This is a genomic window from Streptomyces sp. NPDC057438 (assembly GCF_042802995.1).
Taxonomy (GTDB): domain Bacteria; phylum Actinomycetota; class Actinomycetes; order Streptomycetales; family Streptomycetaceae; genus Streptomyces.
On record NZ_JBHVDD010000029.1, the window covers coordinates 22159 to 40415 of the forward strand.

Sequence of the window (18257 nt, forward strand, 5' to 3'; positions counted from 1 at the left end):
CAGGCAGGTGAGAGGGGCTCCCGTACGGTCCGTACGGGAGCCCCTCTCACGTGTTCCGTGTCGTGCCTACGGCCGCCGCGCCGAGGTCACCCGGTACACGTCGTAGACGCCCTCGACGCCGCGTACGGCCTTCAGGACGTGGCCCAGGTGCTTGGGGTCGCCCATCTCGAAGGTGAAGCGTGAGGTGGCGACCCGGTCGCGGGAGGTCTGGACGGCGGCGGACAGGATGTTGACGTGCTGGTCGGACAGGACGCGGGTGACGTCCGACAGCAGCCGGCTGCGGTCCAGGGCCTCGACCTGTATGGCCACCAGGAAGACCGAGGACTGGGTGGGTGCCCACTCGACCTCCAGGATCCGCTCCGGCTCCCGGGAGAGCGACTCGACGTTGACGCAGTCGTTGCGGTGGACCGAGACGCCGCTGCCGCGGGTGACGAAGCCGATGATGGGGTCGCCGGGGACGGGTGTGCAGCAGCGGGCGAGCTTGACCCAGACGTCGTCGACGCCCTTGACCACGACACCGGGGTCGTTGCTGCCGCGGCGCTTGCGGCTGCGGCCGCGGGTGGGCGGTACGGCCTCGTCGATCTCCTCGGTGGCCGCCTCCTCGCCGCCGAGGGCCTGGACGAGCTTCTGCACGACGCTCTGCGCGGAGACATGGCCCTCGCCGATGGCCGCGTAGAGGGCGGAGATGTCCGGGTAGCGCATCTCGTGGGCGAGGGTGACGAGCGAGTCGCCGGTGAGGATGCGCTGGATCGGCAGGTTCTGCTTGCGCATCGCGCGGACGATGGCGTCCTTGCCCTGCTCGATGGCCTCGTCGCGCCGCTCCTTGGAGAACCAGGCGCGGATCTTGTTGCGGGCCCTCGGGGACTTCACGAAGTTCAGCCAGTCCCGGGACGGTCCGGCGCCGGCCGCCTTGGACGTGAAGACCTCCACGAGGTCGCCGTTGTCCAGGGTCGACTCCAGCGGGACGAGCCGTCCGTTGACGCGGGCCCCTATGGTGCGGTGGCCGACCTCGGTGTGCACCGCGTAGGAGAAGTCCACGGGTGTCGCGCCGGCCGGCAGCGCTATCACGTCACCCTTCGGCGTGAAGACGAACACCTCGTTGCGGGACAGGTCGAAGCGCAGGGACTCCAGGAACTCGCCCGGGTCCTCGGTCTCCTTCTGCCAGTCCAGCAGCTGCCGCAGCCACGCCATGTCGTTGAGGTGGTCGTCCTTGCCGGTGCTCCGGGGCGCGTCCGTGCGCACCTTGGAGGCGCCGGCGACGGCCTCCTGCTTGTACTTCCAGTGCGCGGCGATGCCGTACTCGGCGCGGCGGTGCATGTCGAACGTCCTGATCTGGAGTTCGACCGGCTTGCCGTTGGGCCCGATGACCGTCGTGTGCAGCGACTGGTACATGTTGAACTTGGGCATCGCGATGTAGTCCTTGAACCGCCCCGGAACCGGGTTCCAGCGGGCGTGGACGGTGCCCAGGGCCGCGTAGCAGTCGCGGACGGTGTCCACCAGGACACGGATGCCGACCAGGTCGTAGATCTCCGCGAAGTCCCGACCCCGGACGATCATCTTCTGGTAGACGCTGTAGTAGTGCTTCGGGCGGCCGGTGACGGTCGCCTTGATGCGGGCGGCCCGCAGGTCCTGCTGGACCTCGTCGGTCACTATGGCCAGGTACTCGTCGCGCTTGGGGGCCCGCTCGGCCACCAGCCGGACGATCTCGTCGTACATCTTGGGGTAGAGGATCGCGAAGGCGAGGTCCTCCAGTTCCCACTTGATGGTGTTCATGCCCAGGCGGTGGGCGAGGGGCGCGTAGATCTCCAGGGTCTCGCGCGCCTTCTTCTCCTGCTTCTCGCGCTTGAGGTAGCGCATGGTGCGCATGTTGTGCAGGCGGTCGGCGAGCTTGATGACCAGGACGCGCGGGTCCTTGGCCATGGCGACGACCATCTTGCGCACGGTCTCGGCCTGGGCGGCCTCACCGAACTTGACCTTGTCGAGCTTGGTGACGCCGTCGACGAGGAGGGCGACGGAGTCGCCGAAGTCGCGGCGGAGCTGGTCGAGGCCGTACTCGGTGTCCTCGACCGTGTCGTGCAGCAGTCCGGCCATCAAGGTGGCCGGATCCATACCCAGCTCGGCCAGGATGGTGGTGACGGCGAGCGGGTGCGTGATGTACGGGTCGCCGCTCTTGCGCTTCTGGCCGCGGTGCCAGCGCTCGGCGACCTGGTAGGCCTTCTCGATCTGCCGGAGCGTCGACGTCTCGATCTTCGGGTCGTTGCCGCGCACGATCCGCAGCAAGGGCTCCAGGACCGGGTTGTACGGGTTGGAGCGCTGCACGCCGAGGCGGGCGAGACGGGCGCGCACGCGGTTGGAGGAGCCGGAGCGCGCGGGCTGGCCCGTGGCCGCGGGGCGTGGGGCGGGCGCCGGGGCGGGGCTGTCGGCCGGGTCCGGCTTGGGGCGCGAGGAGCCGGCGGCCTTGTCGGCGGGCGCGGACTGGGCGTGCTCGACCGGGCTCTGCGCGGACTTCGGAGTCGCGTTCGCGTGCTCGGTCGCGTCCGGCGCGGGCTCGGCCGCGGAGCCCGAGGCGGACTCGGGCTTGGCGGCGGTCAGGTGCTGGGCCTCGTCTGCCAAGAGGGCTCCTCGTGCGCGATCCGGGTCCCCCGGTCAGGCTCCGGACCACCCATGGTAGCGATCCTGCGTCCCGGGATCGCCTTCAGGCCGGTGTGAGGGACGTCTACCCGTGCAACACGAGGTGCGTCCCGTGGATTCCTGGGAGGATCTCCCGCTCCACCGGCGTGCGGGGCGGGAGAGGGCGAAGGGCGCCCCGGGAAGTTCCGGGGCGCCCTTCGGGTGCTCGTCCGCCGGGTCCTCGGGCGGTGCGTCCGCTCGGACCCGATGGTGTGTCCGCTGGGTCTCAGACGGTGATCAGGGCCTCCAGCGGCGCCCCGGCCAGCGCGGACTCCAGGCGCTGCCGGCCCGGCAGGAAGGACAGCTCCATCAGCACCGCCACGCCCGCGACCTCGGCGCCCGCCCGTCGGATGAGCTGCAGGGAGGCCTCGGCCGTGCCGCCGGTCGCGAGGACGTCGTCGATGACCATCACACGGTCGCCCTCGACCAGGTCCTCGGCGTGCACCTCGATCTCGGCGGAGCCGTACTCCAGGTCGTACGCCTGGCTGAGCGTGGCCCCGGGGAGCTTGCCCGCCTTGCGTACGGGGATGAAGCCGACGCCCGCGCGGACGGCGGCCGGGGCGCCCAGGATGAAGCCCCGGGCCTCCAGGCCGACGATCTTCGTGGCGCCGTGCCGGACCGTCAGCTCCGCCAGCGCGTCCGTCAGCGCGGTGAACGCCGCCGGATCGGCGAGCAGCGGGGTGATGTCCTTGAACATCACGCCCGGCTCGGGATGGTCGGCGACGTCACGGATACGGCTGAGCAGCAGCTCCTTGATGTCGGTCATCGCCGCTTGCCGCCCCGGCCGCGGCTGCGGCCCCCGGACTGGGCGCGCGGACCGACCACCGCGGGGGTGGCCGCCACCGACGCGTCGTCGTACGGTCCGTCGGCCGCCGGCTCCTGGCTGCCCTGCCCGGCCTGGGCCCGCTTGGCGAGGACCCGCTTCTTGAGGGCCTTCAGCTGCGGCTCGCGCTCCTTGAGGTCGGCGACGAGCGGTGTGGCGATGAAGATCGACGAGTACGCACCGGCCGCGAGGCCGACGAACAGCGACAGCGAGATGTCGTTCAGCATGCCCGCGCCGAGAACACCGCCACCGATGAACAGCAGACCGGCGACCGGCAGCAGCGCGACCACCGTGGTGTTGATCGACCGCACCAGGGTGCTGTTGATCGAACGGTTGGCGATCTCGGCGTACGTCCAGCGGGTCTGCTTGGTGATGTCCTTGGTCTGCTCCTTGAGGCTGTCGAAGACGACGACCGTGTCGTAGAGCGAGTAACCGAGGATCGTGAGCAGACCGATCACCGTGCCCGGTGTCACCTCGAAGCCGACCAGCGCGTAGATGCCGATCGTGATGGTGATGTCGTGGATCAGGGCGACGAAAGCGGCGATGGCCATGCGCCACTCGAACGCGATCGCCAGATAGATCACCACGAGGACCAGGAAGATGACGAGACCCTGCCAGGCCTTGTTGGCGATCTGGTCACCCCAGCTGGGGCCGACCAGTTCACCGGCGACGTCCTCCGGCTTCATGTCCAGGTCTTCGGCCAGCTGCGCCGAGACCTTGTCGGCCTGGGCCGTCTCGATGCCCGAGATCTGGATACGGAGGCTGCCGTCGCTGCCGCTGCCGAGCTTCTGGACGATCGCGTCGTGGCCGGACGCCGACTCCGCGTACTCCTCGGCCTGGGCGACCGAGACGCTCGTCTTCGGTGTGGTGAAGACGGCGCCGCCCTGGAACTCGATACCCATCGACAGACCGCGGAGCGCGAGGCCCGCGATGGCCGCGATGGTGATCAGGATGGATACGCCGTACCAGATCTTGCGGTGGCCGACGAAGTCGTAACCGACCTCGCCGCGGTGGAGTCGGGCTCCGAGGTCGCCGAGCTTCGACATCTCAGGCCTCCTTCGGGTCGGCGGGGACGGCGGGACGGCGGGTACGGCGCAGCGGGGGCTGAGCGCCCAGTCGCTGCGGATCGAGGCCGGACCACTTGTGGCCGCCACCGAAGAACTTCGTACGGGCCAGCAGTGTCAGCAGCGGCTTGGTGAAGAAGAAGACCACCACGACGTCGAGCACCGTCGTCAGACCGAGCGTGAACGCGAAGCCCTGCACCTTGCCGACGGTGACCACGAAGAGCACCGCGGCGGAGAGGAACGACACGAAGTCGGAGACGAGGATGGTGCGCCGGGCACGCGGCCAGGCCCGCTCGACTGCGGGGCGCAGCGAGCGGCCCTCGCGGATCTCGTCCCGCACGCGTTCGAAGTACACGATGAACGAGTCCGCGGTGATGCCGATCGCGACGATCGCGCCACAGACCGCGGGGAGGTTCAGGGCGAAGCCGATGGCCGGGCCGAGCAGGGCCATGAGCACGTACGTCAGGGCCGCCGAGATCAGCAGGGAGGCGATGGCGATGAGGGACAGACCGCGGTAGTACACGATCAGGTAGATCATGACCAGGGCCAGACCGATGGCGCCGGCGATCAGACCGGCGTGCAGCTGCTCACCGCCGAGCGCGGGGCTGACGGTGGTGACGCTCGCCGTCTTGAAGGTGAGCGGGAGGGCGCCGTACGACAGCATGTTGGCGAGGCTCTCGGCCTCCTGCTGGGTGAAGCTGCCGGAGATCTCGGCCTTGCCGCCGGTGATCGCGCTGGTCACCTGGGGGTGCGAGACGACGTCGTCGTCGAGGACGATCGCGAACTGGTTCAGCGGCGAGGTCTGGGCCGCCAGCGCCTTCGTGACCTCGGTGAACTTCTTGCCGCCGGCGTCGTTGAAGTCCATGACGACCTTCCAGCCGCCACCGTTCTGGGTGTCGAGGAGGGCCTGCGCCTTGGTGACGTCCGTGCCGTCGACGCCGACCGGCCCGAGGACGAACTTGCTCCAGGCGCCGTTGTCCTGACCACACGCGATGATCGTGTCGGTGGTCTTGCCCTTGCCGAGCTTGGCGCGCTGCTTGGGGTCGGAGCAGTCGAGGGCGTTGTACCGGTCGATGAGCGCCTGCGTCGCCTTGTCGGCGGTCGGGCTCGGTGAGGCGCCGCCGGTGGCCTGGGCGGACTGCGACGCCTTGGCCGACCCGGAGGCGCTGGTGGACGGCGTGGGGTCGGCCTTCAGCGCGTCGGTGACCGCGCGGCCCTGCGAGGTGGCGGTGGCCGTCGGGGAGGAGGACTCGGGCGAGGTCGCCTTGTCCGGCTTCTCGCCGGCCTTGTCACCGGAGGAGCTGGGCGAGGCACTGCCGCTCGCGGACTCGCTCGGCGTGGTGCTCGGCGTCGGCGTGCCGCTGTCGGTCCGCAGCAGCGGACGGAAGTAGAGCTTCGCCGTGGTGCCGACCTGGTCCCGGGCCTCCTTGGAGTTCGTGCCCTTGGGGATGTTGACGATGATGTTGCGATCGCCCTGGGTCTGGACCTCGGCCTCGGAGACACCCAGACCGTTGACACGGCGGTTCATGATCTCGACCGCGGTGTCCATGTTGGTCTTGTTGATCGCCGATTCCTGGCCGCTCCTCGCCTCGAGCGTGATGCTCGTACCGCCGGCGAGGTCGATGCCGAGACGCGGAGTGGTGTGTCCGGAGGCGAACATTCCCCCGGTGAGCGCCACAAGGGCGATCAGGATGAGGACCAGCGCGCGCCCAGGCTTGCCCTGGGCGCTCGCGCTCCGGCCCTTCTTCGGTGCTGCCACCTTCTCGTACTCCCTCTCGGGCCGCCGTGCGGGGTCAGCGCGGCGGCGGCCATGACTGGTGTCGGGAATCCGGGCGAGAACGGCACGTTCCCGGGGCGCGGGCGGTTCTCGCTCGCACTCCCGGGACGTGACTACTTCGCGTCGGACTCGCCGTCGGTCTTCTTCGGCTCTGCTTCGTCGGCCTTGGCCTCGTCGGCCTTCGCCTCGGCGGTGTCGTCGGCCGCGTCGTCGGGCGCGTCCTTCTTGCCGAGGTCGATGGGCTTGTCGTCGGAAGCGGCGGAAGCGTCGTCGGAGGGCTCGTCGGTCTCGGTGAGGGAGGAGGCGTCGTCCGGGACGACGTCGGACTTCAGGTCGTGCTCGATGCCGTGGACGATGCGGTTGTACTCCTCGTCACTGAGGACGGCACCGATGGAGTTCTTGGCGAACAGCAGCTCGACGCCCGGCCCGGCGTCGAGGAGGACCGTGTCCTCGCTGACCTCCTTGACGGTCGCGTACATGCCCCCGATCGTGCGGACGCCGGAACCGGGCTGCATCTGGTTCCGCATGTCGACGGCCTGCTGCTGCTTCTTCTTGGCCGATCGGGTCATCAGGATCATGGCCCCGATGAGCACGATGAACGGGAGGAGGGTCACGAGACTCACGGGTCGGAACTTCCTTCACACGACCGCGATGGCGAGCGGCCTGATGGTTGGGGGTATGTGCGCTGCCGGCAAGGGCGGCATCGGCGGAGTCTAAGCGAGTCCACCGTGATGGAACAACGCACAGCATGTCACCGGGGTTCCATGCCGGGCGAGTACCGCGCCGTCACGAGAGGGTCACGCCCCGAACAGGTCCTGTTGTCCGTTTCCCCCGGTCGTACCGCGTGGCGGGGTGAGTCCGAGGTGGGCCCAGGCGGCCGGGGTCGCGACCCGGCCGCGGGGGGTCCGGGCCAGCAGTCCCTCCCGGACGAGGAAGGGCTCGGCCACCTCCTCCACGGTCTCGCGCTCCTCCCCCACCGCTACCGCGAGCGTGGACAGGCCGACCGGTCCGCCGCCGAAGAGTTTGAGCAGGGCTTCCAGGACGCCCCGGTCGAGGCGGTCGAGGCCCCGGGCGTCCACCTCGTAGACGGCGAGGGCGGCCCCGGCGATGTCACGGGTGATGAAGCCGTCGGCCTTGACCTGCGCGTAGTCCCGTACGCGGCGCAGCAGACGGTTGGCGATACGCGGGGTGCCGCGGGAGCGGCCCGCGATCTCGGCGGCGCCGTCCGTGTCGATCTCGACGTCGAGGAGGTTCGCCGAGCGGTGGATGACCCGCTCCAGCTCGGCGGGTTCGTAGAACTCCATGTGCGCGGTGAAGCCGAAGCGGTCGCGCAGCGGCGGCGGCAGCAGGCCCGCGCGCGTGGTGGCGCCGACCAGGGTGAACGGCGGCAGTTCGAGGGGGATCGCGGTGGCGCCGGGGCCCTTGCCGACGATCACGTCGACGCGGAAGTCCTCCATCGCCATGTAGAGCATCTCCTCGGCGGGCCGGGACATGCGGTGGATCTCGTCGAGGAAGAGGACCTCGCCCTCCTGGAGGGAGGAGAGGATCGCGGCCAGGTCGCCGGCGTGCTGGATGGCGGGGCCGGAGGTGATCCGGATGGGGGCGCCCATCTCGGCCGCGATGATCATCGAGAGGGTGGTCTTGCCGAGGCCCGGGGCTCCGGAGAGCAGTACGTGATCGGCGGTGGCGCCGCGCGCGCGTGCGGCCCGCAGGACCAGGTCGAGCTGCTCGCGGACCTTCTCCTGACCGATGAACTCGCCCAGGTCCTTGGGGCGCAGGGCAGCCTCGACGGCCTGGTCCTCACGGTCGGCGACGGAGCCCACCAGCCTCTCGGCGGCGGTGTCGTCGGTCGTGTCGTCCCAGTTCATTGCGTGTGCCTCGTGGTCGCGGTCGGATGGGCGGAGCTGCGGTGCGCGGGTCGGCGGGCCCGGCCGGGGATGTTCAGCGCGTTCGGTTGAGGGTCTGGAGGGCGGCCTTCAGCAGCTGTCCGACCTGGGGCGTGCCCTGGGCGGCCTCCGCCTGGGGGGCCACGGCCGACACGGCCTCGTCGGCCTCGCGGGTGGCGTACCCGAGGCCGATCAGGGCGGCGTGCAGCTGGTCGCGCCAGCCCTGGGTGACCGGGGCGCCGATCACGGGGGCGCCGACGGGCTCGCCGAGGCGGTCCTTCAGTTCCAGCAGCAGCTTCTGGGCGCCCTTCCTGCCGATGCCGGGGACGGCGATCAGCGCCTTCTCGTCACCGGTGGCCACCGCCCGGCGCAGCACGTCGGGGGTGTGCACCGCCAGCATCGCCTGGGCCAGACGGGGTCCGACCCCGCTCGCGGTCTGCAGCAGTTCGAAGACCTGGCGTTCGTCGTCGTCCACGAAGCCGTAGAGGGTGAGCGAGTCCTCACGGACCACCAGGGACGTGGCCAGCTTGGCCTGCTGTCCCATGCGCAGCCCGGAGAGGGTGTTGGGCGTGCACTGGACCGCGATGCCGATCCCGCCCACCTCGACCACCGCGGAGTCGGGGGCGAGGGCGGCGACCGGGCCGGTGACGAAGGCGATCATGGCGTACGGCCTTTCGAAGCGTGCAGGGCGACGGCCTGCTGGAGGCGGTTCTGCGCGGGTGCCCGCCAGATGTGGCAGATGGCGAGGGCGAGGGCGTCGGCGGCGTCCGCCGGTCTCGGGGGTGCGTCGAGCCGGAGCAGGCGCGTCACCATGGCCCCGACCTGGGCCTTGTCGGCCCGGCCGCTGCCGGTGACGGCGGCCTTGACCTCACTGGGGGTGTGCAGGGCGACGGGGATGCCGCGGCGGGCGGCGCACAGCATGGCGACGGCACTGGCCTGGGCGGTGCCCATGACCGTCCGGACGTTGTGCTGGCTGAAGACCCTTTCCACGGCGACGTGTTCGGGGCGGTGCTCGTCGAGCCACTGCTCGATGCCCTGCTCGATCGCGACGAGGCGCCGGCCCAACTCGGCGTCGGCGGGCGTCCGTACGACTCCGACACCGAGCATGGTCAGCGGCCGGCCCGCGACTCCCTCGACGACGCCCACGCCGCACCGCGTCAGTCCGGGGTCCACCCCGAGTACGCGCACCGCGCCCCCTCCCCTCTTTGCGGCTGATCCGCCGCCGCTCTCGCGGACCTGGCTGAGCACCGTCGGGGTCCTCGATTGATGGTTGCGGCCCGTGGACGGCGATCATTGGCTGCCGTCAGGCTATCCGCTGCCACCGACAACGGCGGCGGGCCGGTAGGACGTGTCCCACCGGCCCGCCGGAGCTGCGGTATACCGCGGAGCGTTACGCGTCGACCTTGGCCATGACGTCGTCGCTCACGTCGAAGTTGGCGAAGACGTTCTGCACGTCGTCGCTGTCCTCCAGGGCGTCGATCAGCTTGAAGATCTTCCGGGCGCCCTCCTCGTCCAGCTCGACCTGCATGGTCGGGACGAAGTTGGCCTCGGCGGAGTCGTAGTCGATGCCGGCCTCCTGGAGGGAGGTGCGGACCGCGACCATGTCGGTGGCCTCGCTGAGCACCTCGAAGGACTCGCCCAGGTCGTTGACCTCCTCGGCGCCCGCGTCGAGCACGACCTCCAGCACGTCGTCCTCGGACAGCTCGCCCTTGGGGACGATGACGACGCCCTTGCGGTTGAAGAGGTACGAGACGGAGCCCGGGTCGGCCATCGAGCCGCCGTTGCGGGTCATGGCGACGCGGACGTCGGAGGCGGCGCGGTTGCGGTTGTCGGTGAGGCACTCGATGAGCACCGCGACACCGTTCGGACCGTACCCCTCGTACATGATCGTCTCGTAGTCGGCGCCGCCGGCTTCGAGGCCACCGCCGCGCTTGACCGCGGAGTCGATGTTCTTGTTCGGGACCGACTGCTTCTTCGCCTTCTGGATGGCGTCGTACAGAGTCGGGTTGCCCTCGATGTCGACGCCGCCCATCCGGGCCGCGACCTCGATGTTCTTGATCAGCTTCGCGAAGAGCTTGCCGCGCTTGGCGTCGATCACGGCCTTCTTGTGCTTCGTCGTAGCCCATTTAGAGTGGCCGGACATCTGCCTGTCTCCTTCGCGTAACCCATCTCTGCAACGAACCCCAGAGATCCTACAAGGACTCCGCAGCCTTGTTCGCGCGCACCATCTCGACGAACAGCGCGTGCAGCCGGTGGTCGCCGGTCAGCTCCGGGTGGAACGACGTGGCGAGTGCGTTGCCCTGGCGCACGGCGACGATGTGGCCCTCGTGCTCGGCCAGCACCTCCGTCCGGGCGCCCACGGACTCGACCCAGGGGGCCCGGATGAAGACGCCCTCCACGGGGGCGCCCTCGACGCCCTTGACGTCGACCGCGGCCTCGAAGGACTCGTTCTGACGGCCGAAGGCGTTGCGGCGCACGATCATGTCGATGCCGCCGATCGTCTCCTGGCCCGAGCGCGGGTCGAGGATCTTGTCGGCGAGCATGATCAGTCCGGCGCAGGTGCCGTAGACGGGCAGGCCGTCGCGCACGCGCGCGCGGAGCGGGTCCATGACGCCGAAGAGGACGGCCAGCTTGGAGATGGTGGTGGACTCGCCGCCGGGGATGACGAGGCCGTCCACCTCGGCGAGTTCCTCGGGGCGCCGCACCGGCCTGGCCACGGCGTCGGCCGCGGCCAGGGCGACGAGGTGCTCCCGTACGTCGCCCTGGAGAGCCAGGACGCCTATGACGGGGGTGTCGCTCATGGGTGCTTACCAGCCCCGGTTCGCGTAGCGCTCGGCCTCGGGGAGGGTGTCGCAGTTGATGCCGACCATGGCCTCGCCCAGGTTGCGGGAGGCGTCGGCGATGATCTTCGGGTCGTCGTAGAAGGTGGTGGCCTTGACGATGGCGGCGGCGCGCTTGGCCGGGTCGCCGGACTTGAAGATGCCGGAGCCGACGAAGACGCCCTCGGCGCCGAGCTGGCGCATCAGCGCGGCGTCGGCGGGGGTCGCCACGCCACCGGCGGAGAAGAGGACCACCGGGAGCTTGCCCAGCTCGGCGACCTCCTTGACCAGCTCGTACGGGGCGCGGAGCTCCTTGGCGGCGGCGTACAGCTCGTTGTTGTCGTAGCCGCGCAGGCGGGCGATCTCGTTCTTGATCTGGCGCAGGTGACGAACGGCCTCGACGACGTTGCCGGTGCCGGCCTCGCCCTTGGAGCGGATCATCGCGGCGCCCTCGGCGATGCGGCGCAGGGCCTCGCCCAGGTTGGTGGCACCACAGACGAAGGGGGTCGTGAAGGCGAACTTGTCGCTGTGGTTGACCTCGTCGGCCGGGGTGAGGACCTCGGACTCGTCGATGTAGTCCACGCCGAGGGACTGCAGGACCTGGGCTTCGACGAAGTGGCCGATCCGGGACTTCGCCATGACCGGGATGGAGACGGCCTCGATGATGCCCTCGATCATGTCGGGGTCCGACATCCGGGCCACGCCGCCGTCCTTGCGGATGTCGGCGGGGACCCGCTCCAGGGCCATGACGGCGACGGCGCCCGCGTCCTCGGCGATCTTGGCCTGCTCCGGGGTGACGACGTCCATGATCACACCACCCTTGAGCTGCTCGGCCATGCCGCGCTTCACGCGGGCGGTGCCGGTCTCGGGGGTCTGGGCGGAGTGGGAGAGGGTGCTGGACACGGGTTGACCTCGCTCGGGGGAAGCTCGGGGAAGAAGGGTTGTGCAATCGCTGCAGTCACCGAGGAAACGCGAGGGGTGCAGGCCACTGCAAGGGCCAATGGGGAGGCGGTGGATCGTTTTGTGGGGGTGCCGCCGCCCTCTCAGGCCGCGACAACCTCACGAGGTCGCCCGGTCCGCCAGCGCCGCCGGCGGCTCGTCGTCCATCTCGAAGGCGAGCGGGAACGGGGCGTGACCGGCGAGCCGGAACCACCGCACCTTACGGTGCCGGCGCAGCGCTCGGGCCGCGCGCACCGCGTCGTTGTGGAAGCGCCGGGCCATCGGCACCCGGCGGACGGCCTGGGCCAGTTCGTTCGCGGCGTCCTCCCCGCCCGGCGCCTCCCGAACCACCTCCACCTGCTGCGCGTCCGCGAACACGGCCCGCAGCGCCTGGCTCAGCTCGCTCTCGGCGACCTCGCGCTGCTCCTCCTCGGCCTGCCGAGCCGCGTGCGCCGCCTCGTAGAGGACGATCGAGGCGGCCGGGTCCAGCACCCCGGAGGTGGCCAGCTCCTGGGCGACCGACGCACGGCGCAGCAGCTGCGCGTCGAGCGCGGCGCGGGCGGCGTCGATGCGCGCGTGCAGTCGGTCGAGTCGTCCCGCGGTCCAGCTCAGATAGAGACCGATCGCGAAGAGGACGACGGCGATCCAGATGAGTGTCGAAGTCACGGGCGGCAAGGCTACTACCGGCGCCCGTCACCACCGCATACGACGTCGGCGCCCCCACGCCGGGCGCCGCGACCGCCACGCGTTCAGTCCCGGGCCAGCCCCAACCGCGCCCGCAGTCCTCCTCGTTCGTCCGCCGCGACCGAGGCCGCTCCCTCCGTGACCGTCTCGTAGACGCCGAGGATGTCGGCCCCGACGGTGGACCAGTCGAAGCGCCGGACGTGGGCGCTGCCGCGAGCCCGGAGTTCGGCGCGGCGGTCCGGGTCGCCGAGCAGGCGTACGGCGGCCGCAGCGAGGGCGTCCGCGTCCTCGTTGGCGAAGAGTTCGCCCGCGCCGCCCTGGTCGAGGACCTGGGCGAAGGCGTCGAGGTCCGAGGCGAGGACGGGGGCACCGGCGGACATCGCCTCGACGAGGATGATGCCGAAGCTCTCGCCCCCGGTGTTGGGGGCGACGTAGAGGTCGACGCTGCGCAGGAAGCGGGCCTTGTCCTCGTCGCTGACCATGCCGAGGAACTCGACGCGGGAGCGCAGCTCCTTCGGCAGCGTCTCCACCGCCTCCTCCTCGTCCCCGCGCCCGGCGACCAGCAGCCGGGTCTTCGGGCGCTCCGCGAAGATCCGCGGGAGGGCCTTCATCAGGACCGGCAGTCCCTTGCGGGGTTCGTCGATGCGGCCGACGAAGCCGAGGGTGTCACCCTGCCACTCGGGCCTGGGCTTGGCGCGGGCGAAGAAGTCGACGTCGACGCCGTTCGGGATGACCACCGCGTCGCCGCCGAGGTGTTCGACCAGGGTGCGGCGGGCGTACTCGCTCACCGCGATCCGCGCGCTGATCTTCTCCAGCGCGGGCTGCAGGATCGGGTACGCCGCGATCATGGCCCGGGAGCGCGGGTTGGAGGTGTGGAAGGTGGCGACGATCGGGCCCTGTGCGGCCCAGCAGGCCAGCAGGCCGAGCGACGGGGAGGCCGGCTCGTGGATGTGGATCACGTCGAACGTGCCGTCGTGCAGCCAGCGCCGTACGCGCGCCGCCGACAGGAAGCCGAAGTTCAGGCGGGCCACCGAGCCGTTGTAGGGCACCGGGACCGCCCGGCCCGCCGAGACGACGTACGGCGGCAGCGGTGTGTCGTCGTCGGCGGGGGCGAGGACCGACACCTCGTGGCCGAGCCGGATGAGGTGGTCGGCCAGGTCACGGATGTGGAACTGGACTCCCCCGGGTACGTCCCAGGAGTAGGGGCAGACGATCCCGATCCTCACGGGCGTCCCTTCTCGGATCCCTTGGCCTCGGAACCGGCCTCGAAGCCGGCTTCTGGGCTCTTGGCGGGGTCCAGGTCCGCGAGCCACAAGCGCTGGAGCATGTGCCAGTCCTCCGGGTGGTCGGCGATGCCGGTGGCGAAGGCGTCGGCCAGCGCCTGTGTCATGACGGACGTCTTCTCGGCGCGGGTACCTGACTCGGGTACCTCGATCGGTGCGTGGACCTGTCCCCGCATCACGGGCGAGTCGTCGTACCAGAGCGTCACCGGCAGCAGCAGCGCGCCGGTCTGCTGGGCGAGGAGGGCCGGTCCGGCGGGCATCCGGGTGGGCTCGCCGAAGAAGTCGACCTCGACGCCGGACGCCGACAGGTCGCGGTCGGCGACCAGGCAGACCAGGCCGCCGTCGCGCAGCCGCCGCGCGAGGGTGCCGAAGGCGGAGCCGCCGTTGTGCGGCAGGACCTCCATGCCGAGGCCCTCGCGGTAGGCGACGAAGCGGTCGTAGAGCGTCTCGGGCTTGAGGCGCTCGGCGACCGTCGTGAACGGGGTCTTCAGCTCGGTGGTGGCCCAGGCGCCCGCGAGGTCCCAGTTGGCGAGGTGCGGCAGGGCGAGGACGACGCCCCGGCCGGAGGCGAGGCAGTCGGTGAGGCGGTGCACGTCCTTGACGGTGACGCCGGTCCTGATGCGCTCCTCGCTCCAGGCCGGGAGGCGGAAGGACTCCATCCAGTAGCGCAGGTAGGAGCGCATGCCCGCGCGGGACAGCTCGGCGAGGCGCTCGGGGCTCGCGTCCGGCACCACGCGCGCGTAGTTGGCCTCCAGCCGGCGCACGAGGGGGCCGCGCCGCTTCCAGGTGGCGTCGGCGATCGTCCGGCCGAGGCGGACGGCGACGGGCTCAGGGAGTTTCCTGACGGTGGCCCAGCCGAGGCCGTACAGCCCGTCGGTCACCCGCTCCCGCAGAGCGCTCACGGGGTCGCCTCGCTGTTCCGGGTGGCGTCCGGCGACTCCTGCGCGGTCGCGGCGGCCGCCTCCGCCTCGGCCTCGGCGGACTCGCGGCGCACGGTGACGACGCGCTGGATCAGGGTGACGAGGCTGCCGACGGCGACGATCCACAGGGCGATGGGCAGCAGGACCTCGATGCCGGGCACGCCGAACGCGTGCAGGCCGGAGAGACCGGCCGCGACCAGCGAGATCACCAGCCGCTCGGCGCGCTCCACGAGTCCGTTGACCGCCACCGGCAGACCGATCGACTCGCCGCGCGCCTTGGTGTACGACACGACCTGGCCGCTCGCCAGGCAGAAGATCGAGACGGCGCACAGGGCGAGGTCGTCGCCCTTGCCCGCGTACCAGAGGGCGAAGCCACCGAAGATCGCGCCGTCGGCGACCCGGTCGAGCGTGGAGTCGAGGAACGCGCCCCAGCGGCTGGAGCGGCCCATCTGGCGGGCCATGTTGCCGTCGACGAGGTCCGAGAACACGAACAGCGTGATGACGATCGTGCCCCAGAAGAACTCGCCCCGGGGGTAGAAGACCAACGCGCCCGCGATCACTCCGGCGGTGCCGATGAGGGTGACCGTGTCGGGGCTGACCCCCCTGCGGATCAGAAACGCGGCGAACGGTGTGAGGACACGCGTGAAGAATGCACGCGCGTACTTGTTCAGCATGGCCTTCCCGAGGGTCGGTGTCGCCGCGTGGCCCCTGCTGGCCATCCGGCTGGCCCATCGTAGCCACGCGCGCGCGTGTACGACCGTCGGGCACCAGCCCGCCGTGTCCCCGGGCCGTGGGGAGCGATCCCGTCCCCCGTATGGACGCGCGGTGACGCGAGTGGAAAGCTCGAAGGCACCGCGGGCGTCATCGGAGCCGCCATCGCACGCGGATCCGCGTGTCCGCGCCCACAGTGACCTCACCGTGCACGGGAGGCAGGACCATGGGCGACAAGGCGAACGCACATCCCGGAGCCGCCGGCAGGGCTACGGCGGCCGACCACCCCGCGTCCGTACGGAATGTGGTGCTGGTCGGCCACTCCGGTTCGGGCAAGACGACTCTGGTGGAGGCTCTCGCGCTGACGGCGGGGGCGGTGAACCGGGCGGGCCGCGTGGAGGACGGCGGCACCGTCTCCGACTACGACGAGATCGAACACCGGCAGCAGCGCTCGGTGCAGCTCTCCCTGGTCCCCGTCGAATGGGGCGGGTACAAGATCAACCTTCTGGACACCCCCGGATACGCCGACTTCGTCGGGGAACTCAGGGCCGGTCTGCGAGCGGCGGACGCGGCCCTTTTCGTCGTCTCGGCCTCGGACGGCGTGGACGGCTCGACCCGCATGGTGTGGGAGGAGTGCGCGGCGGTCGGCATGCCGCGGGCGATCGTGGTGACGCACCTGGAGGCCGCGCGGGCGGACTTCGAGGAGATGACCCGTATCTGCGCGGAGACGTTCGGCGGGGACGACCCCGACGCCGTACTGCCGCTCTATCTGCCGCTGCACGGCCCGCAGGGCCCGGACGGGCACGCGCCGGTGACCGGGCTGACCGGGCTGCTGTCGCGGAAGCTGTTCGACTACTCCTCCGGGGAGCGCAAGGAGTCCGAGCCGGGCCCCGAGCAGTTGCCTGCCATCGAGGAGGCCCGCAACCGGCTCATCGAGGGGATCATCGCGGAGAGCGAGGACGAGACCCTCATGGACCGCTATCTCGGCGGTGAGGAGATCGACGTCACCATCCTCGTCGAGGACCTGGAACGGGCCGTCGCCCGCGGGGTCTTCCACCCCGTGCTGGCCGCCGCCCCCGCCGCCGACGGCGCGAGACAGGGCCTCGGCACGGTCGAACTCCTCGAACTGGTCACCGGCGGCTTCCCCACCCCCCTGGAGCGCGAGACACCCGCCGTCACCACCCCCGAGGGCAGTCCCCGTGAGATCAAGGCCGCCTGCGACCCGGACGGACCGCTGGTCGCCGAGGTCGTGAAGACTGCCAGTGACCCCTACGTGGGCCGTATCTCGCTGGTACGGGTCTTCTCCGGCACGCTGCGACCCGACGCGACGGTGCACGTGTCCGGGCACGGCCTCGCCGACCGGGGGCACGAGGACCATGACGTCGACGAGCGGATCGGTGCCCTGTCCACGCCCTTCGGCAAGCAGCAGCGGACGCTCACGCACTGCATCGCGGGCGACCTGGCCTGTGTCGCGAAGCTGAGCCGCGCCGAGACCGGGGACACGCTGTCGGCCAAGGACGACCCGCTGCTCATGGAGCCGTGGGAGATGCCCGACCCGCTGCTCCCGCTCGCCATCCAGGCGCACAGCAAGGCCGACGAGGACAAGCTCTCCCAGGGGCTGGCCCGGCTCGTCGCCGAGGACCCGACCATGCGGCTCGAACAGAACCAGGACACCCACCAGGTCGTCCTGTGGTGTCTGGGCGAGGCGCACGCGGACGTGGCACTGGAACGGCTGCGCAGCCGGTACGGCGTCCAGGTCGACGTCGTACCGCACCGGGTCTCCCTGCGGGAGACGTTCGCCGACAGGTCGGCCGGGCGCGGCCGGCACGTGAAGCAGTCCGGCGGGCACGGGCAGTACGCGATCTGCGAGATCGAGGTGGAACCGCTGCCGGGCGGCTCGGGCATCGAGTTCGTCGACAAGGTCGTCGGCGGAGCCGTGCCGAGGCAGTTCATCCCGTCCGTCGAGAAGGGGGTGCGGGCGCAGGCCGCCAAGGGCGTCGCGGCCGGCTATCCGCTCATCGACGTCCGGATCACGCTGCGGGACGGCAAGGCGCACTCGGTGGACTCCTCGGACGCCGCGTTCCAGACGGCGGGCGCGCTGGCGCTGCGCGAGGCCGCGACGGAAGCGAAGATCCATCTCCTGGAGCCGGTGGCCGAGGTGTCGGTCCTGGTCGGTGACTCCTATGTGGGCCCCGTGATGAGCGATCTGTCGGGGCGGCGCGGCCGGGTCGTCGGGACCGAGCAGGCGGGCGGCGGGCGCACCCTGGTGCGGGCGGAGGTACCGGAGATCGAGATCGACCGGTACGTCGTCGATCTGCGCTCCCTCTCCCACGGCACCGCGCGGTTCGGCCGCCGGTACACGCGGCACGAGCCGATGCCCTCCCACGTGGCCGAGAAGGTCCGCGCACAGATCAAGGAGCGCTGACGGTCCGGGGCCGCGTCGGAGGATACGGTCCCCGGGGTGTGGCCCCGGCATGATCCCGGCGGTGTGCCGGCGAACGGTTCCGGCCGTTTCGCCGGCCGCCGTCGGCGGGACGGTCGCGGGGCCACCACAGGGCGATGACGCGGCAACGCCGGTCCACGGACGGCGGGTTCCGTGAATGTCCGTTCTTCGCACCGCACGGTGTCCGTCGCTGCGGATACGCTGATCACCTGATCGACAAGTATGGCTCGATCGGGCC

Annotated in this window: 16 protein-coding genes; 1 reads left to right on the forward strand and 15 read right to left on the reverse strand. The window is 70.9% G+C overall.

All coding sequences use genetic code 11. The features are described from left to right. Positions 1-66 precede the first annotated feature (66 nt). The 15 genes from ACFU5F_RS18160 to pgsA all read right to left on the reverse strand — a co-directional run bounded on the left by ACFU5F_RS18160 (position 67) and on the right by pgsA (position 15584). Positions 67-2613, reverse strand: a complete 2547-nt coding sequence (locus ACFU5F_RS18160; protein WP_383887980.1) for a RelA/SpoT family protein — start codon at positions 2611-2613, stop codon at positions 67-69. 283 nt (positions 2614-2896) lie between these two features. After that, entirely contained in the window at positions 2897-3436 is a 540-nt protein-coding gene (locus ACFU5F_RS18165; protein ID WP_383887982.1) for an adenine phosphoribosyltransferase, read from the reverse strand. Further along, positions 3433-4539 carry a protein translocase subunit SecF gene (gene secF, locus ACFU5F_RS18170; protein WP_383887984.1) on the reverse strand — a complete coding sequence of 369 codons (1107 nt, stop codon included), beginning with the start codon at positions 4537-4539 and terminating at the stop codon, positions 3433-3435. The genes ACFU5F_RS18165 and secF overlap by 4 nt, the downstream gene beginning before the upstream one ends. A 1-nt stretch (position 4540) precedes the next feature. Continuing rightward, positions 4541-6316 (reverse strand): protein translocase subunit SecD, encoded by a 1776-nt coding sequence (gene secD, locus ACFU5F_RS18175; protein WP_383887986.1) that lies wholly within the window; start codon positions 6314-6316, stop codon positions 4541-4543. Positions 6317-6447: 131 nt separating this feature from the next. Next, positions 6448-6957, reverse strand: coding sequence for a preprotein translocase subunit YajC (gene yajC / locus ACFU5F_RS18180; RefSeq protein ID WP_383887988.1), 510 nt, complete (start codon positions 6955-6957; stop codon positions 6448-6450). A 174-nt stretch (positions 6958-7131) separates the two neighbouring features. After that, a complete protein-coding gene (ruvB, locus tag ACFU5F_RS18185) occupies positions 7132-8202 on the reverse strand; it encodes a Holliday junction branch migration DNA helicase RuvB (RefSeq protein WP_013005007.1) in 1071 nt (356 codons plus the stop codon). Between the two features lie 73 nt (positions 8203-8275). Continuing rightward, on the reverse strand, positions 8276-8881 hold the full coding sequence (gene ruvA / locus ACFU5F_RS18190) for a Holliday junction branch migration protein RuvA (RefSeq protein WP_383887990.1): 606 nt from the start codon (positions 8879-8881) through the stop codon (positions 8276-8278). Next, complete coding sequence (gene ruvC / locus ACFU5F_RS18195) at positions 8878-9408, reverse strand: crossover junction endodeoxyribonuclease RuvC (RefSeq protein WP_383887992.1); 531 nt, start codon at positions 9406-9408, stop codon at positions 8878-8880. Before ruvC ends, ruvA begins: the two co-directional genes overlap by 4 nt. A gap of 202 nt (positions 9409-9610) precedes the next feature. After that, entirely contained in the window at positions 9611-10363 is a 753-nt protein-coding gene (locus ACFU5F_RS18200; RefSeq protein ID WP_059081914.1) for a YebC/PmpR family DNA-binding transcriptional regulator, read from the reverse strand. A gap of 49 nt (positions 10364-10412) precedes the next feature. Then, positions 10413-11021, reverse strand: a complete 609-nt coding sequence (pdxT, locus tag ACFU5F_RS18205) for a pyridoxal 5'-phosphate synthase glutaminase subunit PdxT (protein ID WP_383887994.1) — start codon at positions 11019-11021, stop codon at positions 10413-10415. Positions 11022-11027: 6 nt separating this feature from the next. Next, positions 11028-11876, reverse strand: a complete 849-nt coding sequence (gene pdxS / locus ACFU5F_RS18210; RefSeq protein ID WP_231885297.1) for a pyridoxal 5'-phosphate synthase lyase subunit PdxS — start codon at positions 11874-11876, stop codon at positions 11028-11030. Positions 11877-12098: 222 nt separating this feature from the next. Further along, positions 12099-12644, reverse strand: a complete 546-nt coding sequence (locus ACFU5F_RS18215) for a membrane protein (RefSeq protein ID WP_037725772.1) — start codon at positions 12642-12644, stop codon at positions 12099-12101. An 83-nt stretch (positions 12645-12727) separates the two neighbouring features. After that, positions 12728-13888: a glycosyltransferase family 4 protein gene (locus ACFU5F_RS18220; protein ID WP_383887997.1), complete on the reverse strand. Its 1161-nt coding sequence runs from the start codon at positions 13886-13888 to the stop codon at positions 12728-12730. Continuing rightward, positions 13885-14847, reverse strand: coding sequence for a phosphatidylinositol mannoside acyltransferase (locus ACFU5F_RS18225; protein WP_383887998.1), 963 nt, complete (start codon positions 14845-14847; stop codon positions 13885-13887). Before ACFU5F_RS18225 ends, ACFU5F_RS18220 begins: the two co-directional genes overlap by 4 nt. Beyond that, complete coding sequence (gene pgsA, locus ACFU5F_RS18230; RefSeq protein WP_383888000.1) at positions 14844-15584, reverse strand: phosphatidylinositol phosphate synthase; 741 nt, start codon at positions 15582-15584, stop codon at positions 14844-14846. Before pgsA ends, ACFU5F_RS18225 begins: the two co-directional genes overlap by 4 nt. A 218-nt stretch (positions 15585-15802) precedes the next feature. Between pgsA and ACFU5F_RS18235 the strand changes: the two genes are divergently transcribed. Then, a complete protein-coding gene (locus ACFU5F_RS18235; protein ID WP_383888002.1) occupies positions 15803-18001 on the forward strand; it encodes an elongation factor G-like protein EF-G2 in 2199 nt (732 codons plus the stop codon). Positions 18002-18257 lie beyond the last annotated feature (256 nt).

What these genes read in the sequence shown, in the direction of transcription:
- ACFU5F_RS18165 (WP_383887982.1), bottom strand. Translation starts at nt 3,436, where the DNA reads ATGACCGACATCAAGGAGCTGCTGCTCAGCCGTATCCGTGACGTCGCC.
- secF (WP_383887984.1), bottom strand. Translation starts at nt 4,539, where the DNA reads ATGTCGAAGCTCGGCGACCTCGGAGCCCGACTCCACCGCGGCGAGGTC.
- ruvB (WP_013005007.1), bottom strand. Translation starts at nt 8,202, where the DNA reads ATGAACTGGGACGACACGACCGACGACACCGCCGCCGAGAGGCTGGTG.
- ruvA (WP_383887990.1), bottom strand. Translation starts at nt 8,881, where the DNA reads ATGATCGCCTTCGTCACCGGCCCGGTCGCCGCCCTCGCCCCCGACTCC.
- ACFU5F_RS18200 (WP_059081914.1), bottom strand. Translation starts at nt 10,363, where the DNA reads ATGTCCGGCCACTCTAAATGGGCTACGACGAAGCACAAGAAGGCCGTG.
- pdxT (WP_383887994.1), bottom strand. Translation starts at nt 11,021, where the DNA reads ATGAGCGACACCCCCGTCATAGGCGTCCTGGCTCTCCAGGGCGACGTA.
- pdxS (WP_231885297.1), bottom strand. Translation starts at nt 11,876, where the DNA reads ATGGCCGAGCAGCTCAAGGGTGGTGTGATCATGGACGTCGTCACCCCG.
- pgsA (WP_383888000.1), bottom strand. Translation starts at nt 15,584, where the DNA reads ATGGCCAGCAGGGGCCACGCGGCGACACCGACCCTCGGGAAGGCCATG.
- ACFU5F_RS18235 (WP_383888002.1), top strand. Translation starts at nt 15,803, where the DNA reads ATGGGCGACAAGGCGAACGCACATCCCGGAGCCGCCGGCAGGGCTACG.